We start from the raw sequence: 17,306 nt of genomic DNA, 5'->3' as shown, positions 1-17,306 counted from the left end.
CCATGTGCGGCATCGTCGGCGTCATCGCCAATTCGCCCGTCAACCAGCTCATCTACGACGCGCTGCTGCTGCTGCAGCACCGCGGCCAGGACGCGGCCGGCATCGTCACGATGCAGGACAACAAGTGCTTCATGCACAAGGCGCGCGGCATGGTGCGCGATGTCTTCCGCACCCGCAATATGCGCGGCCTGCCGGGCAACGTCGGCCTGGGCCAGGTGCGCTACCCCACGGCCGGCAATGCCTACAGCGAGGAAGAGGCCCAGCCCTTCTACGTCAACGCGCCTTACGGCATCGTGCTGGTCCACAACGGCAATCTCACCAATGCCGCGGCGCTGAAGGAAGAACTGTTCCAGGTTGATCGCCGCCACATCAACACCGGCAGCGACACCGAGGTGCTGATCAATGTGCTCGCCCACGAGCTGGAAATGGTGGCGCGCGACCTGCCGCTCACACCCGAGCAGATCTTCAAGGCGGTGGGCGCGGTGCATCGGCGCATCAAAGGCAGCTATGCGGTGATCGCGCTGATTGCCGGCCACGGCCTGCTGGCCTTCCGTGATCCCTACGGCATTCGCCCGCTTTGCTTCGGCGAAGGCAGCCCCGACGGCGAGCGCGGCGTGATGGTGGCCAGCGAATCGGTGGCCCTGGTCGGCACCGGCCACGCGCTGACGCGCGATGTCGCCCCCGGCGAGGCCATCTTCGTCGACCTGCAGGGCAAGGTGCACGCGCGCCAGTGCGCCGACCACCCCAGTCTCAACCCCTGCATGTTCGAGTTCGTCTACCTGGCGCGGCCCGATTCGGTGCTCGACGGCATCTCGGTCTACCACGCCCGCCTCAATCTGGGCGAGACGCTGGCCCAGCGCGTGATCTCGACCCTGCCGCCGAGCGAGATCGACGTCGTCATTCCCATCCCCGAATCGAGCCGGCCGAGCGCGATGCAGCTGGCCCACCGCCTGGGCAAGCCCTACCGCGAGGGCTTCGTCAAGAACCGCTACGTGGGCCGCACCTTCATCATGCCGGGCCAAAGCGTGCGCAAGAAGAGCGTGCGCCAGAAGCTCAATGCCATCGGCATGGAGTTCAAGGGCCGCAATGTGCTGCTGGTGGATGACAGCATCGTGCGCGGCACCACCAGCAAGGAAATCGTGCAGATGGCGCGCGAGGCCGGGGCGCGCAAGGTCTACATGGCCAGCGCGGCGCCGCCGGTGCGCCACCCCAACGTCTACGGCATCGACATGCCGACCAAGGACGAGTTGATCGCCCATGGCCGCAGCATCGAGGAGATCCGTGCCTTCATCGGCGCCGACCAGCTGATCTACCAGGAGGTCGACGCGATGAAGCGCGTCGTCGGCGCGCTCAACCCGCAACTGGCCGGCTTCGAGGCCAGCTGCTTCGACGGCCACTACATCACCGGCGACGTGAGCGCCGCCGATTTCGCCACCCTCGAGGCCCAGCGCCGCCTGCAGTTCGACGACGAGCAGGGCGGCGGCGAGGAAGGCGCGGCGGGCAACCGTTCGCGGCTGGCACTGCAGAACGCCGAGGAGGGTGCATGATTTCCAAGGTCGACCTGCCCGCCGATGCGCGGCTGGAGACGCTGGCCGTGCGCGAGGGCCTGCCGCCCTCGCAGTGGGGCGAGAACTCCGAGGCGCTGTACCTCACCAGCAGCTTCGTCCACCCCGACGCGGCCACCGCGGCGCGGCGCTTCGCCAACGAGGAAGAGGCCTTCGTCTACAGCCGCTTTTCCAACCCCACCGTCACGATGATGGAGCGGCGGCTGGCGGCGCTGGAAGGCACGAGCGGTTGCATCGCCACTTCCAGCGGCATGTCGGCCATCCTGATCACCATCATGTCCCTGCTGAAAGCGGGCGACCACGTCGTGTGCTCGCAGGGCGTGTTCGGCTCGACGATCAAGCTGTTCCAGGATTTCGCCAAGTTCGGCATCGAGACCAGCTTCGTCTCGCAGACCGACCCCGGTGAATGGCACACGGCGATGCGGCCCAACACCCGGCTGCTGTTCGCCGAGACGCCGAACAACCCGCTCACCGAGGTCTGCGACATCGCGGCGCTGGCCGACATCGCGCACGCCGGCGGCGCGCTGCTGCTGGTGGACAACTGCTTCTGCAGCCCGGCGCTGCAACAGCCGGTGAAGTTCGGCGCCGACCTGGTGATGCACTCGGGCACCAAGTACCTCGACGGCCAGGGCCGGGTCATCGCTGGCGCGCTGTGCGGCCCGGCCGAGCTGATCGACGCCAAGTTCGTGCCGACCATGCGCAGCGCCGGCATGACGCTGTCGCCGTTCAACGCCTGGGTCGTGCTGAAGGGCATGGAGACGCTGGCCATCCGCCTCAAGGCGCAGAGCGAACGGGCGCTGGAGATGGCGCACTGGCTCGAGGCCCAGCCGGCCGTCGAGCGTGTCTACTACCCCGGCCTCGAGTCGCACCCGCAGCACAAGCTGGCGATGGCCCAGCAGTCGGGGATCGGGGGTGCCGTGGTGTCCTTCACCGTCAGGGGCGAACGTGCGGGCGCCTGGGCCGTGGTTGATGGCACGCGCATCTGCTCGATCACCGCCAACCTCGGCGACACCAAGACCACCATCACCCACCCGGCCACCACCTCGCACGGCCGCCTGAGCGAAGCCCAGCGCCAGGCCGCCGGCATCACCCAGGGCGTGCTGCGCCTGGCGGTGGGGCTGGAGGATGTCGAAGACCTGAAGGCCGACCTCGCACGCGGCTTCGCCACGCTGTCATGAGCACTGCACCCACCGTCCGCACCCGCATTGCGCCCAGCCCGACCGGCTTTCTGCACCTGGGCACGGCGCGCACCGCACTCTATTCCTGGGCCTATGCGCGCCATCACGGCGGCCAGTTCGTGCTGCGCATCGAGGACACCGACGTCGCCCGCTCGACGCAGGACTCGGTCGACCAGATCCTGGCTTCGATGGCCTGGCTGGGCCTGGCCCACGACGAGGGCCCGATCTACCAGATGCAGCGCCTGGTGCGCTACCAGGCGGTGGTCGAGCAGATGATCGCCGCCGGCACGGCCTACCGCTGCTGGTGTACACCGGCCGAACTGGAGGCCATGCGCGAGGCCCAGCGCGCCCGCGGCGAGAAGACGCGCTACGACGGCCGCTGGCGCCCGGCGCCCGGCAAGCAGTTGCCGCCGCCGCCGGCCGACGTGCAGCCTGTGGTGCGCTTCGCCAACCCCGAGGGCGGGGCGGTGAGCTGGGATGACCTGGTCAAGGGCCCCATCACCATCCGCAACGAGGAGATCGACGATCTCATCATCCTGCGCCCCGACGGTGTGCCGACCTACAACTTCGCGGTCGTCGTCGACGACTGGGACATGGCCATCACCCATGTCTTCCGCGGCGACGAGCACATCAACAACACGCCCTGGCAGATCAACATCTTCAAGGCCCTGGGTGCGCCGCTGCCGCGCTTCGGCCACTGCCCCATCATCCTGGGCGATGACGGCCTCAAGCTCAGCAAGCGCCGCGGCGCGGTCAGCGTCACCGCCTACCAGGACGCCGGCTACCTGCCCGAGGCCATGCTCAACTACCTGGCCCGCCTGGGCTGGAGCCACGGCGACGACGAGCTCTTCACGCGCGAGCAGATGGTGGCCTGGTTTGACGGAAGTCACCTCGCCAAGAGCCCGGCGCAATGGGATCCGGCCAAGCTGGCCTGGGTGAACTCCCATTACATGAAGCTGGCCGACGACGCCCGCCTGGCGGAACTGGTGGCCGACCAACTGGCGCGGCGTGGCATCGTCGCCGACGACGCCGGCCTGCTGGCGCGCGGTGCGGCGCTGTTCAAGGACCGCTGCAGCACCGTGGTGGAACTGGCCGACTGGCTGTCAATGATTTTCCGCCCGGTTCAGCCCGCTGAGGCCGACCTGTCGGCCCACGTCAACGACGCCGTGCGCGCTGCGTTGCCAGGCCTGCGCGAGCGCCTGGCCGCGGCGGCCTGGGACAAGGCCGGCATCGCCGCGGCGCTGAAGGAGACCCTGGCGGCGCATCAGCTCAAGATGCCGCAACTGGCGCCGGCTGTGCGCGTGCTGGTCTGCGGGCGGGCGCAGACGCCCTCTGTCGACGCCGTGCTGGCGCTGTTCCCGCGCGACATCGTGCTGAGCCGCTTGCAATGACATTGGCCTTTGGTATATAGTCACAGGCTCGCTTGAACAGCGCCTTCGGCAGACACAACGGGGGTATAGCTCAGCTGGGAGAGCGCTTGCATGGCATGCAAGAGGTCAGCGGTTCGATCCCGCTTACCTCCACCAAAACTGCCGCGCGAAGCGTTGTTCAAGGGGTGAGGATTCTTTGTCCCCATCGTCTAGAGGCCTAGGACACGACCCTTTCACGGTTGTAACAGGGGTTCGAATCCCCTTGGGGACGCCAGCGCAAGCCGGCATGGAGTGGTAGTTCAGTTGGTTAGAATACCGGCCTGTCACGCCGGGGGTCGCGGGTTCGAGCCCCGTCCACTCCGCCAATCATTAAAACGGGTCAGCTTCGCGAGATGCTGATCCGTTTTTCTTTTGGCCTTGGCCTTCGAGCCGGCGCGGTACGCGTCACAGTTGCGCGGGAGCATGGCAGCCTGCACGGTCGCGGCCGGTAGCGGCTCAAGCGCCGGGCTTGCCGAGCCGATATCGGTATGGCCCGTCCCTCACGTCCCTCGACCTTGCGAACCCCATGCTGAAAAAGATCCCGGTGCGCCAACTGCGCATGGGCATGCATTTGCACAAGCTCGAGGGCTCCTGGATCGACCATCCGTTCTGGAAGACGCGCTTCGTCATTGACGACGCCGCCGATCTCAGGAAATTGCGGGCCTGTGGCGTCGATGAGTGCTGGATCGACGTGGACCTCGGCCTCGACGTGGCCGGCGCCGACGATGCCACCCTGCCGACCCCCGCCCGGGAGCCCGATCCAGAGCCGGCCCAGGCCCGCCCCGAGGCGCCGCCGCCGCTGCCCCGGGCTGGTGCCGCCGCGGCCCCGGCCGCGCCGCCGCGGCCCCCTGAACCGCAGACCGATCTGCGCGCTGAACTCAAGCAGGCCGCCGCCATCTGCAACCGTGGCCGCGAGGCCGTGCTGGCAATGTTCGGCGAGGCCCGCATGGGCCACACCATAGACCCCGAAACCTGCCTGCCGCTGGTGGAGGAAATCAGCAATTCGGTGGCGCGCAATGCCGGCGCCCTGGTCAGCCTGGCGCGCCTGAAGACGGTCGACGACTACAGCTACATGCACTCCGTGGCGGTGTGCGCGCTGATGGTGGCGCTGGGACGCCAGTTGGGTTTCGACGAGGACGCCTGCCGCGCCGCCGGCCTGGCCGGCCTGATGCACGACATCGGCAAGGCGCTGATGCCGCTCGAAGTTCTCAACAAGCCGGGCCGCCTCACCGAGGAAGAGTTCGCCATCATCCGTACCCACCCTGAGCGAGGGCGCGAGTTGCTGGCCGAAGGCGGCGGCAGCACGGCGGCCATGCTCGACGTGGTGCTGCACCACCACGAGCGCGTGGACGGCAGCGGCTACCCCGACAAGCTCAGCGGTGAGGCCTTCACGCAGCTGGCCCGCATGGGCTCGGTGTGCGACGTCTACGACGCCATCACCTCCAACCGCCCCTACAAGAAGGGCTGGGATCCGGCCGAGTCCATCGCCCGCATGGCCTCGTGGAAGGGCCATTTCGACGAGCGCATCTTCGGCGCCTTCGTGCGCAGCCTGGGCATCTATCCCACGGGCTCGCTGGTGCGCATGGCCTCGGGCCGCCTGGCCGTGGTGTGCGAGCAGAATCCCGCCAATCTGGTGGCGCCCACGGTCAAGGTCTTCTTCTCGACCAAGACCCAGCTCCACATCACGCCGACGCTGCTGGATCTGTCGCGCCCCGGCACCACCGACCGCATCGTCGGCCGCGAGCCGCGCGTGGTGGACGGCGTGCCGCGCTTCACCCACATCGACGAGCTCTGGGCAGACCCCGAGGCGCTGCGCCGCACACGCTGAGCCCGGCGCCACCCCAGGGCAACCCGGCTGGCGCAAGTGCGGCGCAGGCGCCACGATGGCGGCCTGCGCACACCGCGCCGGGAGTCCAAGATGAAGCGTTTGATGTTTGCCGCCCTGGCCCTGTCTGCCGCTGCGCTGGCCTCTGCCCAGCCCTGCCCGGACAAGAACCTGATGTACTGGCAGGCATTCCCGCCGGGCGGTGAATCCGATCTCTCGGCGCGCCACCAGCAGGTGGTTCTGAGGAAGAAGTGTCCGGCCGTCGAGACGGTGATCCAGTACAAGGCCGGCGCCGGCGGGGCGCTGATGTGGAGCCAGATGAACACCCTGCCGGGCGACGGCGCCAATGTCGTCGGCGTCAACCTGCCGCATCTGGTGCTGCAGCCGCTGGAAGGCACGGTGCAGTACAAGACCGAGGACGTGACGCCGGTGTTCTGGTACCACTTCACGCCCGATGCGCTGGTGGTGCCCGAGCAGAGCCCGCTCAAGAGCTTTGCCGACTTCATCAAGGCGGCCAAGGCCGAGCCGGGGCGGCTCAACCTCGCCGGCTCGGGCCTGAACAGCGCCAACCACCTGGCCCACCAGCGGCTGAACCTGGCCTTCGAGGTGAAGACCACCTATGTGCCCTTCAAGGGCACGGGCGACCTGGCGATGGCGGTATTGGGCGGCCATGTCGATGCCACCATGACCTACACGACCTTCGCCATCGGCAACAAGGGCAAGGTGCGCGCCCTGGCGGTGGCGATGGAGCAGCGCCATCCGCTGCTGCCCGACGTGCCCACCTTCAGGGAGCTGGGCGTGGACTGGGTCGACGGCGCCTACCGCGGCGTCGGCGTGCCCAAGAGCGCCCCGCCCGAGACGATGCGGCGCGTGGCCGAGCTTTTCGCCGCGCTCAATGCCGACGCTGAAATGAAGGAGCTTGCAGCCAAGAGCGGCTTCGAGCTGGTGAACGTGGGTGTCGACCGCATGGACGGCTTCATGAAGGAGCGCGCCCGCGTTTACACCGGCTTGGCGCGCCAGATGGGCCTCGGCGCCAAGCCCTGAGCGAAACCCGGGCCTAGCGCGTGGCGCGCCGCCTTACCGCCTCAAGATAGGCCTGGCCGTCGGGCGGCAGGCCGCTGCGCTGGCTGGCCCAGACCATCTCGCCCAGGCATTCCATCACCTCGTGGTGGGCCTCGTGCAGCGAGTTGCGACGCGCCGCCAGCAGGTCGACCGCCTGGCGTATGCCAGTGGGCTGGTCGATGGCCACCTGCTCGGCGATGGTCAGGTGCATCGAGAGGTGCAGAAAGGGGTTGGTACGGCCCTCGTCGACGGTGTACACGGCGGCCAGGGCCGCGGCCTCGTCGGCGAGGTCGGCGTCGTACTCCGGGTGCTCGGCGATCCACCGCGCGGCGACGGCCTGCATGGGCTCGAGCGGCGCACCGGCGCGCTGGCGCGCCCAGGTGCTGCAGAAGAATCGACGTACGTCGGACTGTGAAGGCTGGAACATCCGAGAATTGTCGCCCCTCGGCGACGCCTGCCCCATGAACACCAGCACCGAACAGCTCTTCACCGAAGCGCGCACTCAGAACGGCTACCTGGCCACCGCCGTCCCAGACGAACAGCTGCGCGCTCTCTATGATTTGCTGAAGTGGGGCCCGACCTCGGCCAACAGCAGCCCGGCGCGCTTCGTGTTCGTGCGCAGCATTGAGGGCCGCGAACGACTGGCGGCCTGCATGGCCCCGGGCAACCAGGCCAAGGTGAGGCAGGCGCCGGTGGCGGTGGTCATCGGCATGGACATGCAGTTCCACGAGCAGTTGCCGCGCCTGTTTCCCCATACCGACGCGCGGGCCTGGTTTGTGGGCAAGCCGGCCATGATCGAGGCCACGGCCCTGCGCAATTCCAGCTTGCAGGGCGGCTATCTCATCATGGCCGCGCGTGCCCTCGGCCTGGGCTGCGGGCCCATGAGCGGCTTCGACGCCGCCGCGGTGGACGCGGCCTTCTGGGCCGGCACCTCGGTGCGCAGCAACTTTGTCTGCACCCTGGGCCAGGGCGACCCGACCCAGGTGCATGCGCGCAATCCGCGCCTGGCCTTCGACGAGGCCTGCCGGCTTGCCTGAGGCCGGCTTCTTCATCACCGACCCCTGGTTCTGGGCGGTCGCGGTGCCGGCCGTGCTGATCACCGGCCTGGCCAAGAGCGGATTTGCCAGCGGCCTGGGTTCGCTGGCGACCCCGCTGATCGCGCTGACCATCCCGGTGCCGCAGGCGGCGGCCATCATGCTGCCGCTCTTGATGGCGATGGATGCCACCGGCCTGCACCAGCTCTGGCGCCAGCGCGACCCGGCCCTGGTGCGGGCCCTCGTGCCCAGCGGCCTGCTGGGCATTGCTCTCGGCACGCTGTGCTTCGGCCTGCTGTCGATCAAGGCGGTGTCGGCCATCGTCGGCGCTCTGACCCTGGGCTTCCTGGCCCAGCGCCTGCTGTTTCCGCCCCATGCCGGCAGTCGCCCGCCCTCGCACTGGACCGGCCGCGCCTGCGCCGCCGCCTCGGGCTTCACCAGCTTCATCATCCACGCCGGCGGGCCGCCCATCAGTGCCTATCTGCTGTCGCTGCGCCTGGCGCCGCGCGTGCTGGCGGGCACGATGGCCGTCTACTTTGCCTGCATCAATGCCGCCAAGGTGCTGCCCTATGCGGCGCTGGGCCTGATCGATCTGCGCCAGCTCGGCAGTTCACTGCTGCTGCTGCCGCTGGCGCCCGTGGGCGTGTGGGTGGGCGTGCGCCTGGTTGACCGGGTCAGCGCCACCTGGTTCTACCGCATCGCTTACCTGGCGATGGGCGCCAGCGGCTGCAAACTGCTGTGGGACGGCTTGCGCTGAAGATCAAGCGTCCTCGCGCGGCGGCGCGTTGGGATTTTCACGCGGCGGCGCGTTGTGAGTTTCACTCGGTGGCGCGGCCGTGAAGCCTTCGCCGCGCCGCGTGCGCCGCTGCTGGCGTTCGGCGCGTTCGCGCGACCACATCGCCTCGAGCTGTTCGCGGCCCTGGCGCGCCACCTTGATCAGCTTTTGCTGGTCGCCCAGGTGCGGCGCCATGCGCGCCAGCAGCTCGATGGTGTGGCGACGGAAGCGCAGCGCCTGGGTGCGCGCCGCGTGCGGGGTGAAGCCCATCAGTTCGAGCACGCTGCGGCCACTCATCAGCGCCGCATCAAGCGTCTCGCGCTCGATGTGCTGCACGCCGCGCTGGGTCAGGCCGTACCAGTGCGTGGTGTTGCGGGCGCGCGCCACGAGCGTGGCCTGCGGGAAGTGGGCGCGCGCCAGGTCCACCACCTTGAGGCTTTGCTCGACGTCGTCGATGGCCACGACGATGACGCGGGCGCGCTCGGCGCCGGCCACGCGTAGCAGGTCCAACCGCGTCGCGTCGCCATAGAAGGCCGGCCAGCCGAAAAGGCGCACCGTGGCCACCTGCTCGGCGTTGTGGTCGAGCACGGTGGCCGAAAGACCGTTGGCATTGATCAGCCGCCCGACGATCTGGCCGTAGCGGCCGAAGCCGCAGATGATGATGGGCGCCTCCTGGGCTTCGGTGATCTCGTCCAGCTTCGGCCCGGCGACGGCCAGGCGCGGCGCCAGCAGGCGGTCGGAAGCCACCAGCAGCAGCGGCGTCAGCAGCATCGAGATCGCCACCGCCGCCACCAGCAGCGAGGCCGCCGCGGCGCTGATGGCGCCCGCACCCAGCGCCGCCTGGAAGACGACGAAGCCGAATTCGCCGCCCTGGGCGAGCAGGATCACGAACACCGGCCGCTCGGCCAGCGGCACCGGCATGGCGCGCGCCATCGCCCACAGCACCAGCGCCTTGACCGCCAGGAAGGCGGCCACGGTGGCCGCCACCACGGCCGGGTGGGCGAGCACGGCGCGGAAATCGATGCTCATGCCGACGGCGATGAAGAACAGGCCCAGCAGCAGGCCCTTGAAGGGCTCGATGTCGGTTTCCAGCTGGTGGCGGTATTCGCTCTCGGCCAGCAGCACGCCGGCCAGAAAGGCGCCCAGGGCCATCGACAGGCCCACGCCCTGCATCAGCGCCGCGGTGGCCACCACCAGCAGCAGCGAGGCGGCTGTAAAGATCTCGGGCGTGCCGCTGCGCGCGATCCAGCGCAGCGCCGGGCGCAGCAGCAGGCGCCCGCCCAGCACGATGGCAGCAATCACGCCGAAGGCCTTGGCCGCGCCGCCCCAACCGCCGCCGGCATGGGCTGCCCCGCCGGCGGCCAGCAGCGGCACGATGGCCAGGATGGGGATGGCCGCCACGTCCTGCAGCAGGGCCACGCTGAGCACGCTCTGGCCGGCCTGGGTGGACATCAGGTTGCGCTCGGCCAGCACGCCCAGGCCGATGGCGGTGGAGCTCATGCCCAGGCCCAGGCCGGCGACCACGGCCAGGTCGCCGTCCAGGCCGGCGGCCAGGGCGGCGGCTCCGATCAGCGCTGCCGAGCCCAGCAACTGCACGCTGCCCCAGCCGAAGATGGGCCGCCGCAGCGCCCACAGCCGGCGCGGCTCCAGTTCCAGCCCGACCAGGAAGAGCATCAGCACGACGCCGAACTCGGCGAACTGCAGCATGGCCTGGGCATCGGTCACCAGGGCCAGGCCGAAGGGCCCGATGGCAATGCCGGCACCCAGGTAGCCGATGATGGAACCCAGGCCCAGCAGGCGCGCCAGCGGCACGGCCAGCACGGCGGCGCCCAGGTAGACCAGGCTGCTCTGCAGCCAGGGGGTGGCGTGGGCGGCTGCGGTTGACATGTCAGTCTTGTGGGCGGGCGTCGGCCGGCACGTCGCAGGGTTCGACCGTGTCGAGGTCGGCCAGCTCGGGCCAGTCGGGCCAGCTCAGCAGGCGCTGGGCGAAGACCTCGGCATGGGCCGCCAGTTCTTCGGCATCGGTGCGGTGGGCGCCGTGCAGCACCAGCGGCGGCAGCCAGCGCATGCCCACCAGGGCGGCGGTCTGCTCATAGGGGTGGAGAAAGGCGTCGAAGAAATAGCGGTTGTAGCCGTCGGGCCGGTACGAGGCCTCGGGGCCGCCGGTGGAGGCGGCCAGCCACAAGTCCTTGCCGGCCAGCGCCCGCCCACCCTGGCCGTAGGCCCAGCCGTAGGCGAAGACCTCGTCGAGCCAGAGCTTGAGCAGCGGCGGCATCGAATACCAATGCACCGGATGCAGCCACACCAGCAGCCGCGCTTCGGCCAGAAGGGCCTGCTCGGCGGCGGTGTCGATGAAGTAGTCGGGGTAGAGGGCGTAGAGATCGCGCACCGCGATGCGTGCCGGGTCTGCGCCTGAAGCCGCGCGTGCAGCGGCGGCCATCAGCGCCCGCGTGGCGTGCGAATGGTCGAGCTGGGGGTGGGCAGCGATGACGAGGATTTCGGCCATCCGCCGCTACCATACCCGACGCGGGCGAAAACAGCGTCAGGGACGAGGAGCACAGCATGCCGGTCATCGTGGTCGCCAACCCCAAGGGCGGCGTGGGCAAGAGCACGCTGTCCACCCAGGTGGCGGGCTGCCTGGCCGCCGCCGGCCATGCGGTGATGCTGGGCGATGCCGACCGCCAGCAGTCGGCCCGCCAGTGGCTGGCGCTGCGCCAGGCCATCACGCCGCCCCCGCCGGCCATACGCGGCTGGGATCTGGAGGACGGCGAGATCGTGCGCCCGCCCAAGGGCACGACCCACGTCGTGCTCGACACTCCGGCCGGCCTCCACGGCAAGCGGCTTGACGCGGTGATGCGCATCGCCGACCGCATGCTGATCCCGCTGCAGCCCAGCCTGTTCGACATCCAGGCCACCCATGCCTTTGTGCGCACGCTGCGTGAGCACCGGCGCGGCGGTGACGTCAAGCTGGGCCTCGTGGGCATGCGGGTGCGCGAGCACACCCGCGCCAACGAGCAGCTGCACCAGTACCTGGCCACGCTGCCGGTGCCGGTGGTGGCCTGGCTGCGCGACACCCAGAACTATGTGCAGCTGGCCGCCCACGGCCTGACGCTGTGGGATGTGGCGCCCAGCCGCGTCGAGCGCGACCTGGCGCAGTGGGCGCCGCTGGTGGACTGGCTCAAGCGATGAAGCACTACCCCACGCTGGCCGGTCTGGAGGCGTTGGTGGGCCAGGAGCTGGGCCTGACCGACTGGATCAGCATCGACCAGCAGCGCATAGCCCTCTTCGCCCAGGCTACCGGCGATCACCAGTGGATCCATGTCGACCCGGCGCGCGCCGCGGCCGGGCCCTTCGGCGCCACCGTGGCGCATGGCTTTCTCACGCTGAGCCTGCTGCCCCTGTTCTTCGAGCGCAGCTTTGCCATAGACGACGTGCGCTTGGGCATCAATTACGGGCTCAACAAGGTGCGCTTCACGGCGCCGGTGCGCGTGGGCAGCCGGCTGCGCGGGCGCTTCGTGCTGTGCGGCTTCCAGGCGCTGGAAGGCGGCGCCCAGCTCACGGTGGAGGCCACCATCGAGCTCGAGGGCTCGGAGCGCCCGGCCTGCGTGGCCGAAACCGTGTCGCGGCGCTACGTCTGAGGCGGTCTGGCCGCAGAATGGCGCGCACAAGCAGGAGGGGGCGCGATGAAGGTGCTGCTGGTCGATGATCACCCGCTGGTCCTGGGGGCGCTGCAGGCCGTCATCCAGACCATTGGCCGCGATACCGAGGTGGTGGGCGTGGACAGCGCCCTTGGCGCCCGCGCCACGCTGCGCGAAGACCCGGAATTCGACCTCGTGCTGCTCGACCTGGCGCTGGGCGACGCCGACGGCTTCGACCTGCTGGTGGAACTGCGTGCCGCCTACCCGGCGGTGCCGGTGGTGGTGGTGTCGGCGTCCGACCGCGCCAGCGACGTGATTCGCGCCATCGACAGTGGCGCCATGGGTTTCGTGCCCAAGAAGTCGTCGCACGCCGAACTGCACGAGGCGCTGCGCATGGTGATGGACGGCGCCATGTATGTGCCGCCGGCCATGCTGGGCCTGGAGTTCGGCCGTCGGCCGCCGGCCGGCGGCGACACCATTCCCGCCGTGATGCGGCCCATGGGCGAGCCGCTGGGCCCTGGCGCCAGCCCCGAGCCGCACCAGCGCCTGCGCTCGCTGGACGAGGTGGGCCTGACGCCGCGCCAGACCGAGGTGCTTTCGCTGCTGCTGCAAGGCCTGCCCAACAAGCTCATCGCGCGCCAGCTCAATCTCTCGGTCGAGACCGTCAAGGACCACGTCGCCGCCGTATTGCGCGCGCTGGGCGTCAGTTCGCGCACCCAGGCGGTGCTGGCGGTGAGCCAGATGACCCAGGGCCAGGGCGGCTACACGACGCGGCGGGTTCTGCGCTGATGGCCGCGGCAGCGGTGGACGCCGCGCCCGCGTCCGGCACCGCCGTCGGGGCGAGCCTGGCCGCCACCGCGGGCGGCGATGCCGACCAGATCCGCGCCCTCTATGTGCAGACGCCGGCCACGCTCACCGGCAACGGCGTCGGCCTGGCCCTGCTGGGAGCCATCTTCTGGCCGCTGGCGCCGCACGCCCAGCTGCTGGCATGGCTGGCCGTGGGCGGGCTGCTGTGGCTGCTGCGCCTGGCCCACTACCTGCGCTTCCGGCTGCGCCGCGGTGCCGAGCCGGCGCTGCTGCGGCGCTGGCGCCGCAGCTGGGAGGCCCTGGTGCTGGCCCAGGGTGCGATGTGGGGCGTGGCTGTATGGCTGTTCTGGGGCCTGGGCACGCCCTATCACCTGGTCTCGCTGGTGCTCATCGTCTATTCCTACTGCCTGGGCTCGGTGCAGTTGCTGGCGACGCAGCAGCGCGTCTTTCTCGCCTTCCTCACGGTGGTGCTGGCGCCCACCATCGCGCGCATCGCCAGCGACGCCAGCCAGCCCTGGCATCTGCAGCTGGCGGTGATCCTGAGCCTGCTGTTCTGCATCACGGTGCTGATGGCACGCACCTACGGCCACGCACTGGCCCAGGCGCTGCGCCTGAAGACCCGCACCGACGAGCTGGCGGCGCGGCTGCGCGCCGAGATGGCGGTGGCCGAGCAGGCGCGGCGCGACGCCGAGGCGGCCAACCGCGCCAAGACCCAGTTCTTTGCCGCCGCCAGCCACGACCTGCGCCAGCCGCTGCACGCCATGGGCCTGTTCGCCGAAGCGCTGCGCCAGCGCAGCCACGAGGGCGAGGTGGCGGCCCTGGTCAACAGCATCAACGAATCGGTGGACGCGCTCGAAGGCCTGTTCGCCGAACTGCTGGACATCACCCGCATCGACAGCGGCGGCGTCGAGGTGCGCCCGGCCGCGGTGCCGCTGCGCGAGCTGTTCGCGCGGCTGCGCCTGCACTTCGAGCCGGTGGCCTTCGAGAAGGGCCTGATGCTGAGCTTTCGCGGTCCCCAGCATGTGGCCCATGCCGACCCGGTGCTGCTCGAGCGCGTGCTGCGCAACCTGGTCAGCAACGCCATCCGCTACACCGAGGACGGCGGCGTGCTCGTGAGCTGCCGGCCGCGCGGGGGCCGCCTGTTGCTGCAGGTGTGGGACAGCGGCATCGGCATCCCGCCCGAGAGCCTGCCGCGCATCTGGGAAGAGTTCTTCCAGGCCCAGGGCAACCGGCCGCTTGAGCCCCACCACCGCAAGGGCCTGGGCCTGGGGCTGGCCATCGTCAAGCGCCTGGCGGGGCTGATGGAGGCGCCCATCTCGGTGCGCTCACGCATCGGCCACGGCACGGTGTTTTCGTTCGAGGTCGCGCCCGGGCGGGCCCCGCGCCCGGCCGACCCCAGCACTGGCGGCGCCCGCGGTGTGCCTTCGCTGACGCTGGAAGGCCGGCTGGTGCTGGTGGTCGAGGACGAACCGGCGGTGCGCGAAGGCCTGGCCGTGCTGTTGCAGGCCTGGGGCGCCCGCGTCCTGTCCTTCGACAGCGTCGACGCCTTGGCAGCCGGCCTGGCGGCCGGCGTGGCGACGCCCGACCTGCTGCTGGTGGACTACCGCCTGCCCCAGGGGCGCACCGGCATCGAGGCGCTGCGCCTGCTGCGCGCCCATTGGCCGGGGGCAAAATTGCCCGCCATCGTCATTACCGGCAGCAGCCTGGGTGGACATGAGGACGAATCTGTCACACATGACTACCACTTGCTGCTCAAACCTGTGCTGCCGGGCAAGTTGCGGGCGATGATCGCGTTCAAATTGAAACCGCAGGATCAAGGCCTTCCATGATTTCTATGCAAGGTGTGCCCTCGGCGCTGATCGCGCGCAACGAATCGTGGGTGCGCCAGCAGGCCGCGCAGATGATGCGCCGCGTGCCTTCCAACGTCGAAAAGGCCGACCTGATCCAGGTCGGGCTGATTGCCGTGGCGCAGGCGGCCCTGGGCTTCAAGTGGGAGGGTGACCCCGAGACCGAAGAGGCGCGCGAGGCCTTCGTGCGCTATGCCCGCCTGCGCGTCAAGGGCGCCATGGTCGATGAACTGCGCCAGATGGACCACCTCGAGCGCTCGCAGCGGCGCAAGGTCAAGGTGATCGAGATCGCTCGCGAGCGTTGGCAGGCCAGCCACGGCGCCGCGCCCACGCTGGGCGAGTTGTCGGGCGTATGCCAGCTTTCCATCGACGAGGTGGCCGAGCTCGAACAGGCGGCGCTGACGGCCCAGACCAAGAGCCTGTCCGACGAGGGTGATGGTGAAGACCACGCGCCGCGACAGGAGCCGGCGACGCCGCGCGACGAGGTCGAGGCGCGCGTCGACACTGCCATCGTGTTGCGCCGCCTGGAGAAGTTCTTCGCCGGCCTGCCTGAACGCGAGCGCCAGGCCATCGACGCCTACCTGGGCATCGGTCTCACGCCGTCCGAGTTGGCCAGCAACCTCAATCTCAGCCAGTCGCGCGTGTCCCAGCTCTACGACTCGGCCTGCAGGCGCATTGCGGCCCACTTCGGCAACGACGATCCGCGTGCCACCAGCCGCGACAGCCGCGCCCGCGGCACCTCGCTGGAAGAACTGGTTGCCAAGCGAGAGGCCGAACTCGCCCAGTCCGGCCGCGCCGGCAGCTGGGGTCAGCTGATCGAGGAGACGCTGACCCGGCCGGGCACATCGATGAGCAAGTCGTCCGAGCGGCTGGTGGTCGACAGCAGCACGCGCTGGGGCTGATCAGGCGTCGAGCTTCAGGAAAAGCGCCCGATCCGGCGCGAAGTTGGCGTAGAGCGGCAGCAGCGCGCCGCCCAGGGCGCGTGCGTCCGAGCCTATGGTGCCGGCCAGCAGGCGGGGGTGGGCCACGCCCTCCCAGTCGTGGCCTTCTAGTGCTTGCGCCGTCGCCCCCAGCAGCGTGGCCAGCAGTTCGCGGCTGAAATTGCCATCGATGATCACGCCCTCCATGTCCAGCAGGCAGGCTGCGCCCTGCACGGCCTGGGCGATGGCGGCGGCGGCTTCGGCCAGCCAGGCTTCGGTGTGCACGAGCCAGGGCGCCTGCAATGCGCGCGTGTCGGCCATGGCGTCGGGGGCCAGGCCGGCGGCGGCATAGGCGCGCTCCAGCGTCAGCAGCGAGCCCAAGCTCAGCAACTGGGCCGGCGGCGCACCGCTTGCGCGTTCGCCCCGCCCCAGCCACAGCGACAGCGAGCCTATGGCGCCGGCGTTGCCGGAGAGGCCGCCATGCAGATGGCTGTCCAGCACCAGGCCGCCGCCGATGAAGGTGTCGACGAAGACGTAGAGAAAGCTCTTCACGCTGCGCCCGCGCCCGGCCACCAGCTCGGCCACGCAGGCGGCCGAGGTGTCCTTGATCAGCGTCACCGGCAGCTCGGTGACCTGGGCCACGGCTTGCTCGAGGTCGAAATGGCGCCAGCGCTCGGCCACCGCCGGCGGCAGGCCCAGCAGCGACTGCCAGCCGCCCAAGCTCAGCGGCGCGGCGATGCCCACGCCCTGTACGCGTGCATGCGCTGCCGGGCCCAGCAGCTGGCGCACGTCCTGCAGCCGGCGCGCGATTTCGTCGAGCAGCGCGTCGGGATCGGCGTATTCGTAGTTGAGCGACCAGCGCTGGCGCACCTTGCCGACGAAGTCGATCAGCACCACGTCCAGGCTGCGGCGGCCGACCTTGACGCCGACGGCATAGGCGCCGTCGGGCGCCAGCGACAGCGGCACCGAGGGCTGGCCCACCTTGCCGCGCAGGGGCTCGCCTTTTCTGAGCAGGCCCTCGTCGAGGAGGCGCTTGGTGATGAGCGAGACGGTCTGCGCCGTCAGCCGTGTGGCGCGGGCGATGTCGGCGCCGGGCAGGGCGCCGTGCAGGCGTATGGCCTGCAGCACCACGCGCTCGTTGTACTGGCGCAGCCCGCCCTGGCTGGAGCCGCGCGGCTGCAGGGGCTTGCGGTCGGGCGCATCGTGGGCGGCTGCGGCGTTCAAGGCGGGAGTGGGGTCAGCGGCT

Annotated in this window: 16 protein-coding genes and 3 tRNA genes; 15 read left to right on the top strand and 4 right to left on the bottom strand. The window is 70.0% G+C overall.

What is annotated here, in order from left to right; all coding sequences use genetic code 11:
• Positions 1-2: 2 nt before the first annotated feature.
• From purF to JMV16_RS10450, 8 genes are all read left to right on the top strand, one after another.
• Positions 3-1,547, top strand: a complete 1,545-nt coding sequence (gene purF, locus JMV16_RS10485) for an amidophosphoribosyltransferase (protein ID WP_201494183.1) — start codon at positions 3-5, stop codon at positions 1,545-1,547.
• Positions 1,544-2,743 carry an O-succinylhomoserine sulfhydrylase gene (locus tag JMV16_RS10480; protein WP_201494182.1) on the top strand — a complete coding sequence of 400 codons (1,200 nt, stop codon included), beginning with the start codon at positions 1,544-1,546 and terminating at the stop codon, positions 2,741-2,743. The genes purF and JMV16_RS10480 overlap by 4 nt, the downstream gene beginning before the upstream one ends.
• Positions 2,740-4,134: a glutamate--tRNA ligase gene (gltX, locus tag JMV16_RS10475; protein ID WP_201494181.1), complete on the top strand. Its 1,395-nt coding sequence runs from the start codon at positions 2,740-2,742 to the stop codon at positions 4,132-4,134. The genes JMV16_RS10480 and gltX overlap by 4 nt, the downstream gene beginning before the upstream one ends.
• A 59-nt stretch (positions 4,135-4,193) precedes the next feature.
• Positions 4,194-4,269: transfer RNA gene (locus JMV16_RS10470), tRNA-Ala, on the top strand.
• 42 nt (positions 4,270-4,311) lie between these two features.
• Positions 4,312-4,387 (top strand) — tRNA-Glu (locus JMV16_RS10465).
• A 14-nt stretch (positions 4,388-4,401) separates the two neighbouring features.
• Positions 4,402-4,478, top strand: a tRNA-Asp gene (locus JMV16_RS10460).
• A gap of 200 nt (positions 4,479-4,678) precedes the next feature.
• Positions 4,679-5,980 carry an HD-GYP domain-containing protein gene (locus JMV16_RS10455; protein WP_201494180.1) on the top strand — a complete coding sequence of 434 codons (1,302 nt, stop codon included), beginning with the start codon at positions 4,679-4,681 and terminating at the stop codon, positions 5,978-5,980.
• A 90-nt stretch (positions 5,981-6,070) separates the two neighbouring features.
• A complete protein-coding gene (locus JMV16_RS10450; protein ID WP_201494179.1) occupies positions 6,071-7,021 on the top strand; it encodes a tripartite tricarboxylate transporter substrate binding protein in 951 nt (316 codons plus the stop codon).
• A gap of 13 nt (positions 7,022-7,034) precedes the next feature.
• Here the strand turns inward: JMV16_RS10450 and JMV16_RS10445 are convergent, their stop codons facing one another.
• Complete coding sequence (locus JMV16_RS10445; RefSeq protein WP_201494178.1) at positions 7,035-7,466, bottom strand: DUF1841 family protein; 432 nt, start codon at positions 7,464-7,466, stop codon at positions 7,035-7,037.
• A 34-nt stretch (positions 7,467-7,500) separates the two neighbouring features.
• Between JMV16_RS10445 and JMV16_RS10440 the strand changes: the two genes are divergently transcribed.
• Both JMV16_RS10440 and JMV16_RS10435 read left to right on the top strand, forming a co-directional pair.
• Positions 7,501-8,076: a malonic semialdehyde reductase gene (locus JMV16_RS10440; protein ID WP_201494177.1), complete on the top strand. Its 576-nt coding sequence runs from the start codon at positions 7,501-7,503 to the stop codon at positions 8,074-8,076.
• Positions 8,069-8,830 (top strand): sulfite exporter TauE/SafE family protein, encoded by a 762-nt coding sequence (locus JMV16_RS10435; protein WP_236580452.1) that lies wholly within the window; start codon positions 8,069-8,071, stop codon positions 8,828-8,830. The genes JMV16_RS10440 and JMV16_RS10435 overlap by 8 nt, the downstream gene beginning before the upstream one ends.
• Positions 8,831-8,833: 3 nt before the next feature.
• Here JMV16_RS10435 and kefC read toward each other — a convergent pair whose 3' ends face one another.
• Together kefC and JMV16_RS10425 are read right to left on the bottom strand one after the other, a co-directional pair.
• Positions 8,834-10,735, bottom strand: coding sequence for a glutathione-regulated potassium-efflux system protein KefC (kefC, locus tag JMV16_RS10430; protein WP_201494175.1), 1,902 nt, complete (start codon positions 10,733-10,735; stop codon positions 8,834-8,836).
• 1 nt (position 10,736) lies between these two features.
• Complete coding sequence (locus tag JMV16_RS10425; protein ID WP_201494174.1) at positions 10,737-11,354, bottom strand: NAD(P)H-dependent oxidoreductase; 618 nt, start codon at positions 11,352-11,354, stop codon at positions 10,737-10,739.
• A 56-nt stretch (positions 11,355-11,410) separates the two neighbouring features.
• Here JMV16_RS10425 and JMV16_RS10420 point away from each other — a divergent pair, with 56 nt between their 5' ends.
• The 5 genes from JMV16_RS10420 to JMV16_RS10400 are packed head-to-tail and all read left to right on the top strand — an operon-like array spanning position 11,411 to position 16,042.
• On the top strand, positions 11,411-12,037 hold the full coding sequence (locus JMV16_RS10420) for a ParA family protein (protein ID WP_201494173.1): 627 nt from the start codon (positions 11,411-11,413) through the stop codon (positions 12,035-12,037).
• Positions 12,034-12,486, top strand: a complete 453-nt coding sequence (locus JMV16_RS10415) for a MaoC family dehydratase (RefSeq protein WP_201494172.1) — start codon at positions 12,034-12,036, stop codon at positions 12,484-12,486. The genes JMV16_RS10420 and JMV16_RS10415 overlap by 4 nt, the downstream gene beginning before the upstream one ends.
• A gap of 45 nt (positions 12,487-12,531) precedes the next feature.
• On the top strand, positions 12,532-13,275 hold the full coding sequence (locus tag JMV16_RS10410) for a response regulator (protein ID WP_201494171.1): 744 nt from the start codon (positions 12,532-12,534) through the stop codon (positions 13,273-13,275).
• Positions 13,275-15,122, top strand: coding sequence for an ATP-binding protein (locus JMV16_RS10405; RefSeq protein ID WP_201494170.1), 1,848 nt, complete (start codon positions 13,275-13,277; stop codon positions 15,120-15,122). Before JMV16_RS10410 ends, JMV16_RS10405 begins: the two co-directional genes overlap by 1 nt.
• On the top strand, positions 15,119-16,042 hold the full coding sequence (locus tag JMV16_RS10400; protein WP_201494169.1) for a sigma-70 family RNA polymerase sigma factor: 924 nt from the start codon (positions 15,119-15,121) through the stop codon (positions 16,040-16,042). Before JMV16_RS10405 ends, JMV16_RS10400 begins: the two co-directional genes overlap by 4 nt.
• Here the strand turns inward: JMV16_RS10400 and JMV16_RS10395 are convergent, their stop codons facing one another.
• Positions 16,043-17,284, bottom strand: coding sequence for an ROK family protein (locus JMV16_RS10395; RefSeq protein ID WP_236580451.1), 1,242 nt, complete (start codon positions 17,282-17,284; stop codon positions 16,043-16,045).
• Positions 17,285-17,306: the final 22 nt, after the last annotated feature.

This window comes from Rubrivivax sp. A210 (assembly GCF_904426505.1).
Classification (GTDB): domain Bacteria; phylum Pseudomonadota; class Gammaproteobacteria; order Burkholderiales; family Burkholderiaceae_C; genus Rubrivivax.
This window is presented reverse-complemented; position numbering and strand designations above follow the sequence as displayed.

Coding starts and splice junctions, on each gene's coding strand:
- purF (WP_201494183.1), top strand. CDS start 3: ATGTGCGGCATCGTCGGCGTCATCGCCAATTCGCCCGTCAACCAGCTC.
- JMV16_RS10480 (WP_201494182.1), top strand. CDS start 1,544: ATGATTTCCAAGGTCGACCTGCCCGCCGATGCGCGGCTGGAGACGCTG.
- gltX (WP_201494181.1), top strand. CDS start 2,740: ATGAGCACTGCACCCACCGTCCGCACCCGCATTGCGCCCAGCCCGACC.
- JMV16_RS10455 (WP_201494180.1), top strand. CDS start 4,679: ATGCTGAAAAAGATCCCGGTGCGCCAACTGCGCATGGGCATGCATTTG.
- JMV16_RS10450 (WP_201494179.1), top strand. CDS start 6,071: ATGAAGCGTTTGATGTTTGCCGCCCTGGCCCTGTCTGCCGCTGCGCTG.
- JMV16_RS10445 (WP_201494178.1), bottom strand. CDS start 7,466: ATGTTCCAGCCTTCACAGTCCGACGTACGTCGATTCTTCTGCAGCACC.
- JMV16_RS10440 (WP_201494177.1), top strand. CDS start 7,501: ATGAACACCAGCACCGAACAGCTCTTCACCGAAGCGCGCACTCAGAAC.
- kefC (WP_201494175.1), bottom strand. CDS start 10,735: ATGTCAACCGCAGCCGCCCACGCCACCCCCTGGCTGCAGAGCAGCCTG.
- JMV16_RS10425 (WP_201494174.1), bottom strand. CDS start 11,354: ATGGCCGAAATCCTCGTCATCGCTGCCCACCCCCAGCTCGACCATTCG.
- JMV16_RS10420 (WP_201494173.1), top strand. CDS start 11,411: ATGCCGGTCATCGTGGTCGCCAACCCCAAGGGCGGCGTGGGCAAGAGC.
- JMV16_RS10415 (WP_201494172.1), top strand. CDS start 12,034: ATGAAGCACTACCCCACGCTGGCCGGTCTGGAGGCGTTGGTGGGCCAG.
- JMV16_RS10410 (WP_201494171.1), top strand. CDS start 12,532: ATGAAGGTGCTGCTGGTCGATGATCACCCGCTGGTCCTGGGGGCGCTG.
- JMV16_RS10405 (WP_201494170.1), top strand. CDS start 13,275: ATGGCCGCGGCAGCGGTGGACGCCGCGCCCGCGTCCGGCACCGCCGTC.
- JMV16_RS10400 (WP_201494169.1), top strand. CDS start 15,119: ATGATTTCTATGCAAGGTGTGCCCTCGGCGCTGATCGCGCGCAACGAA.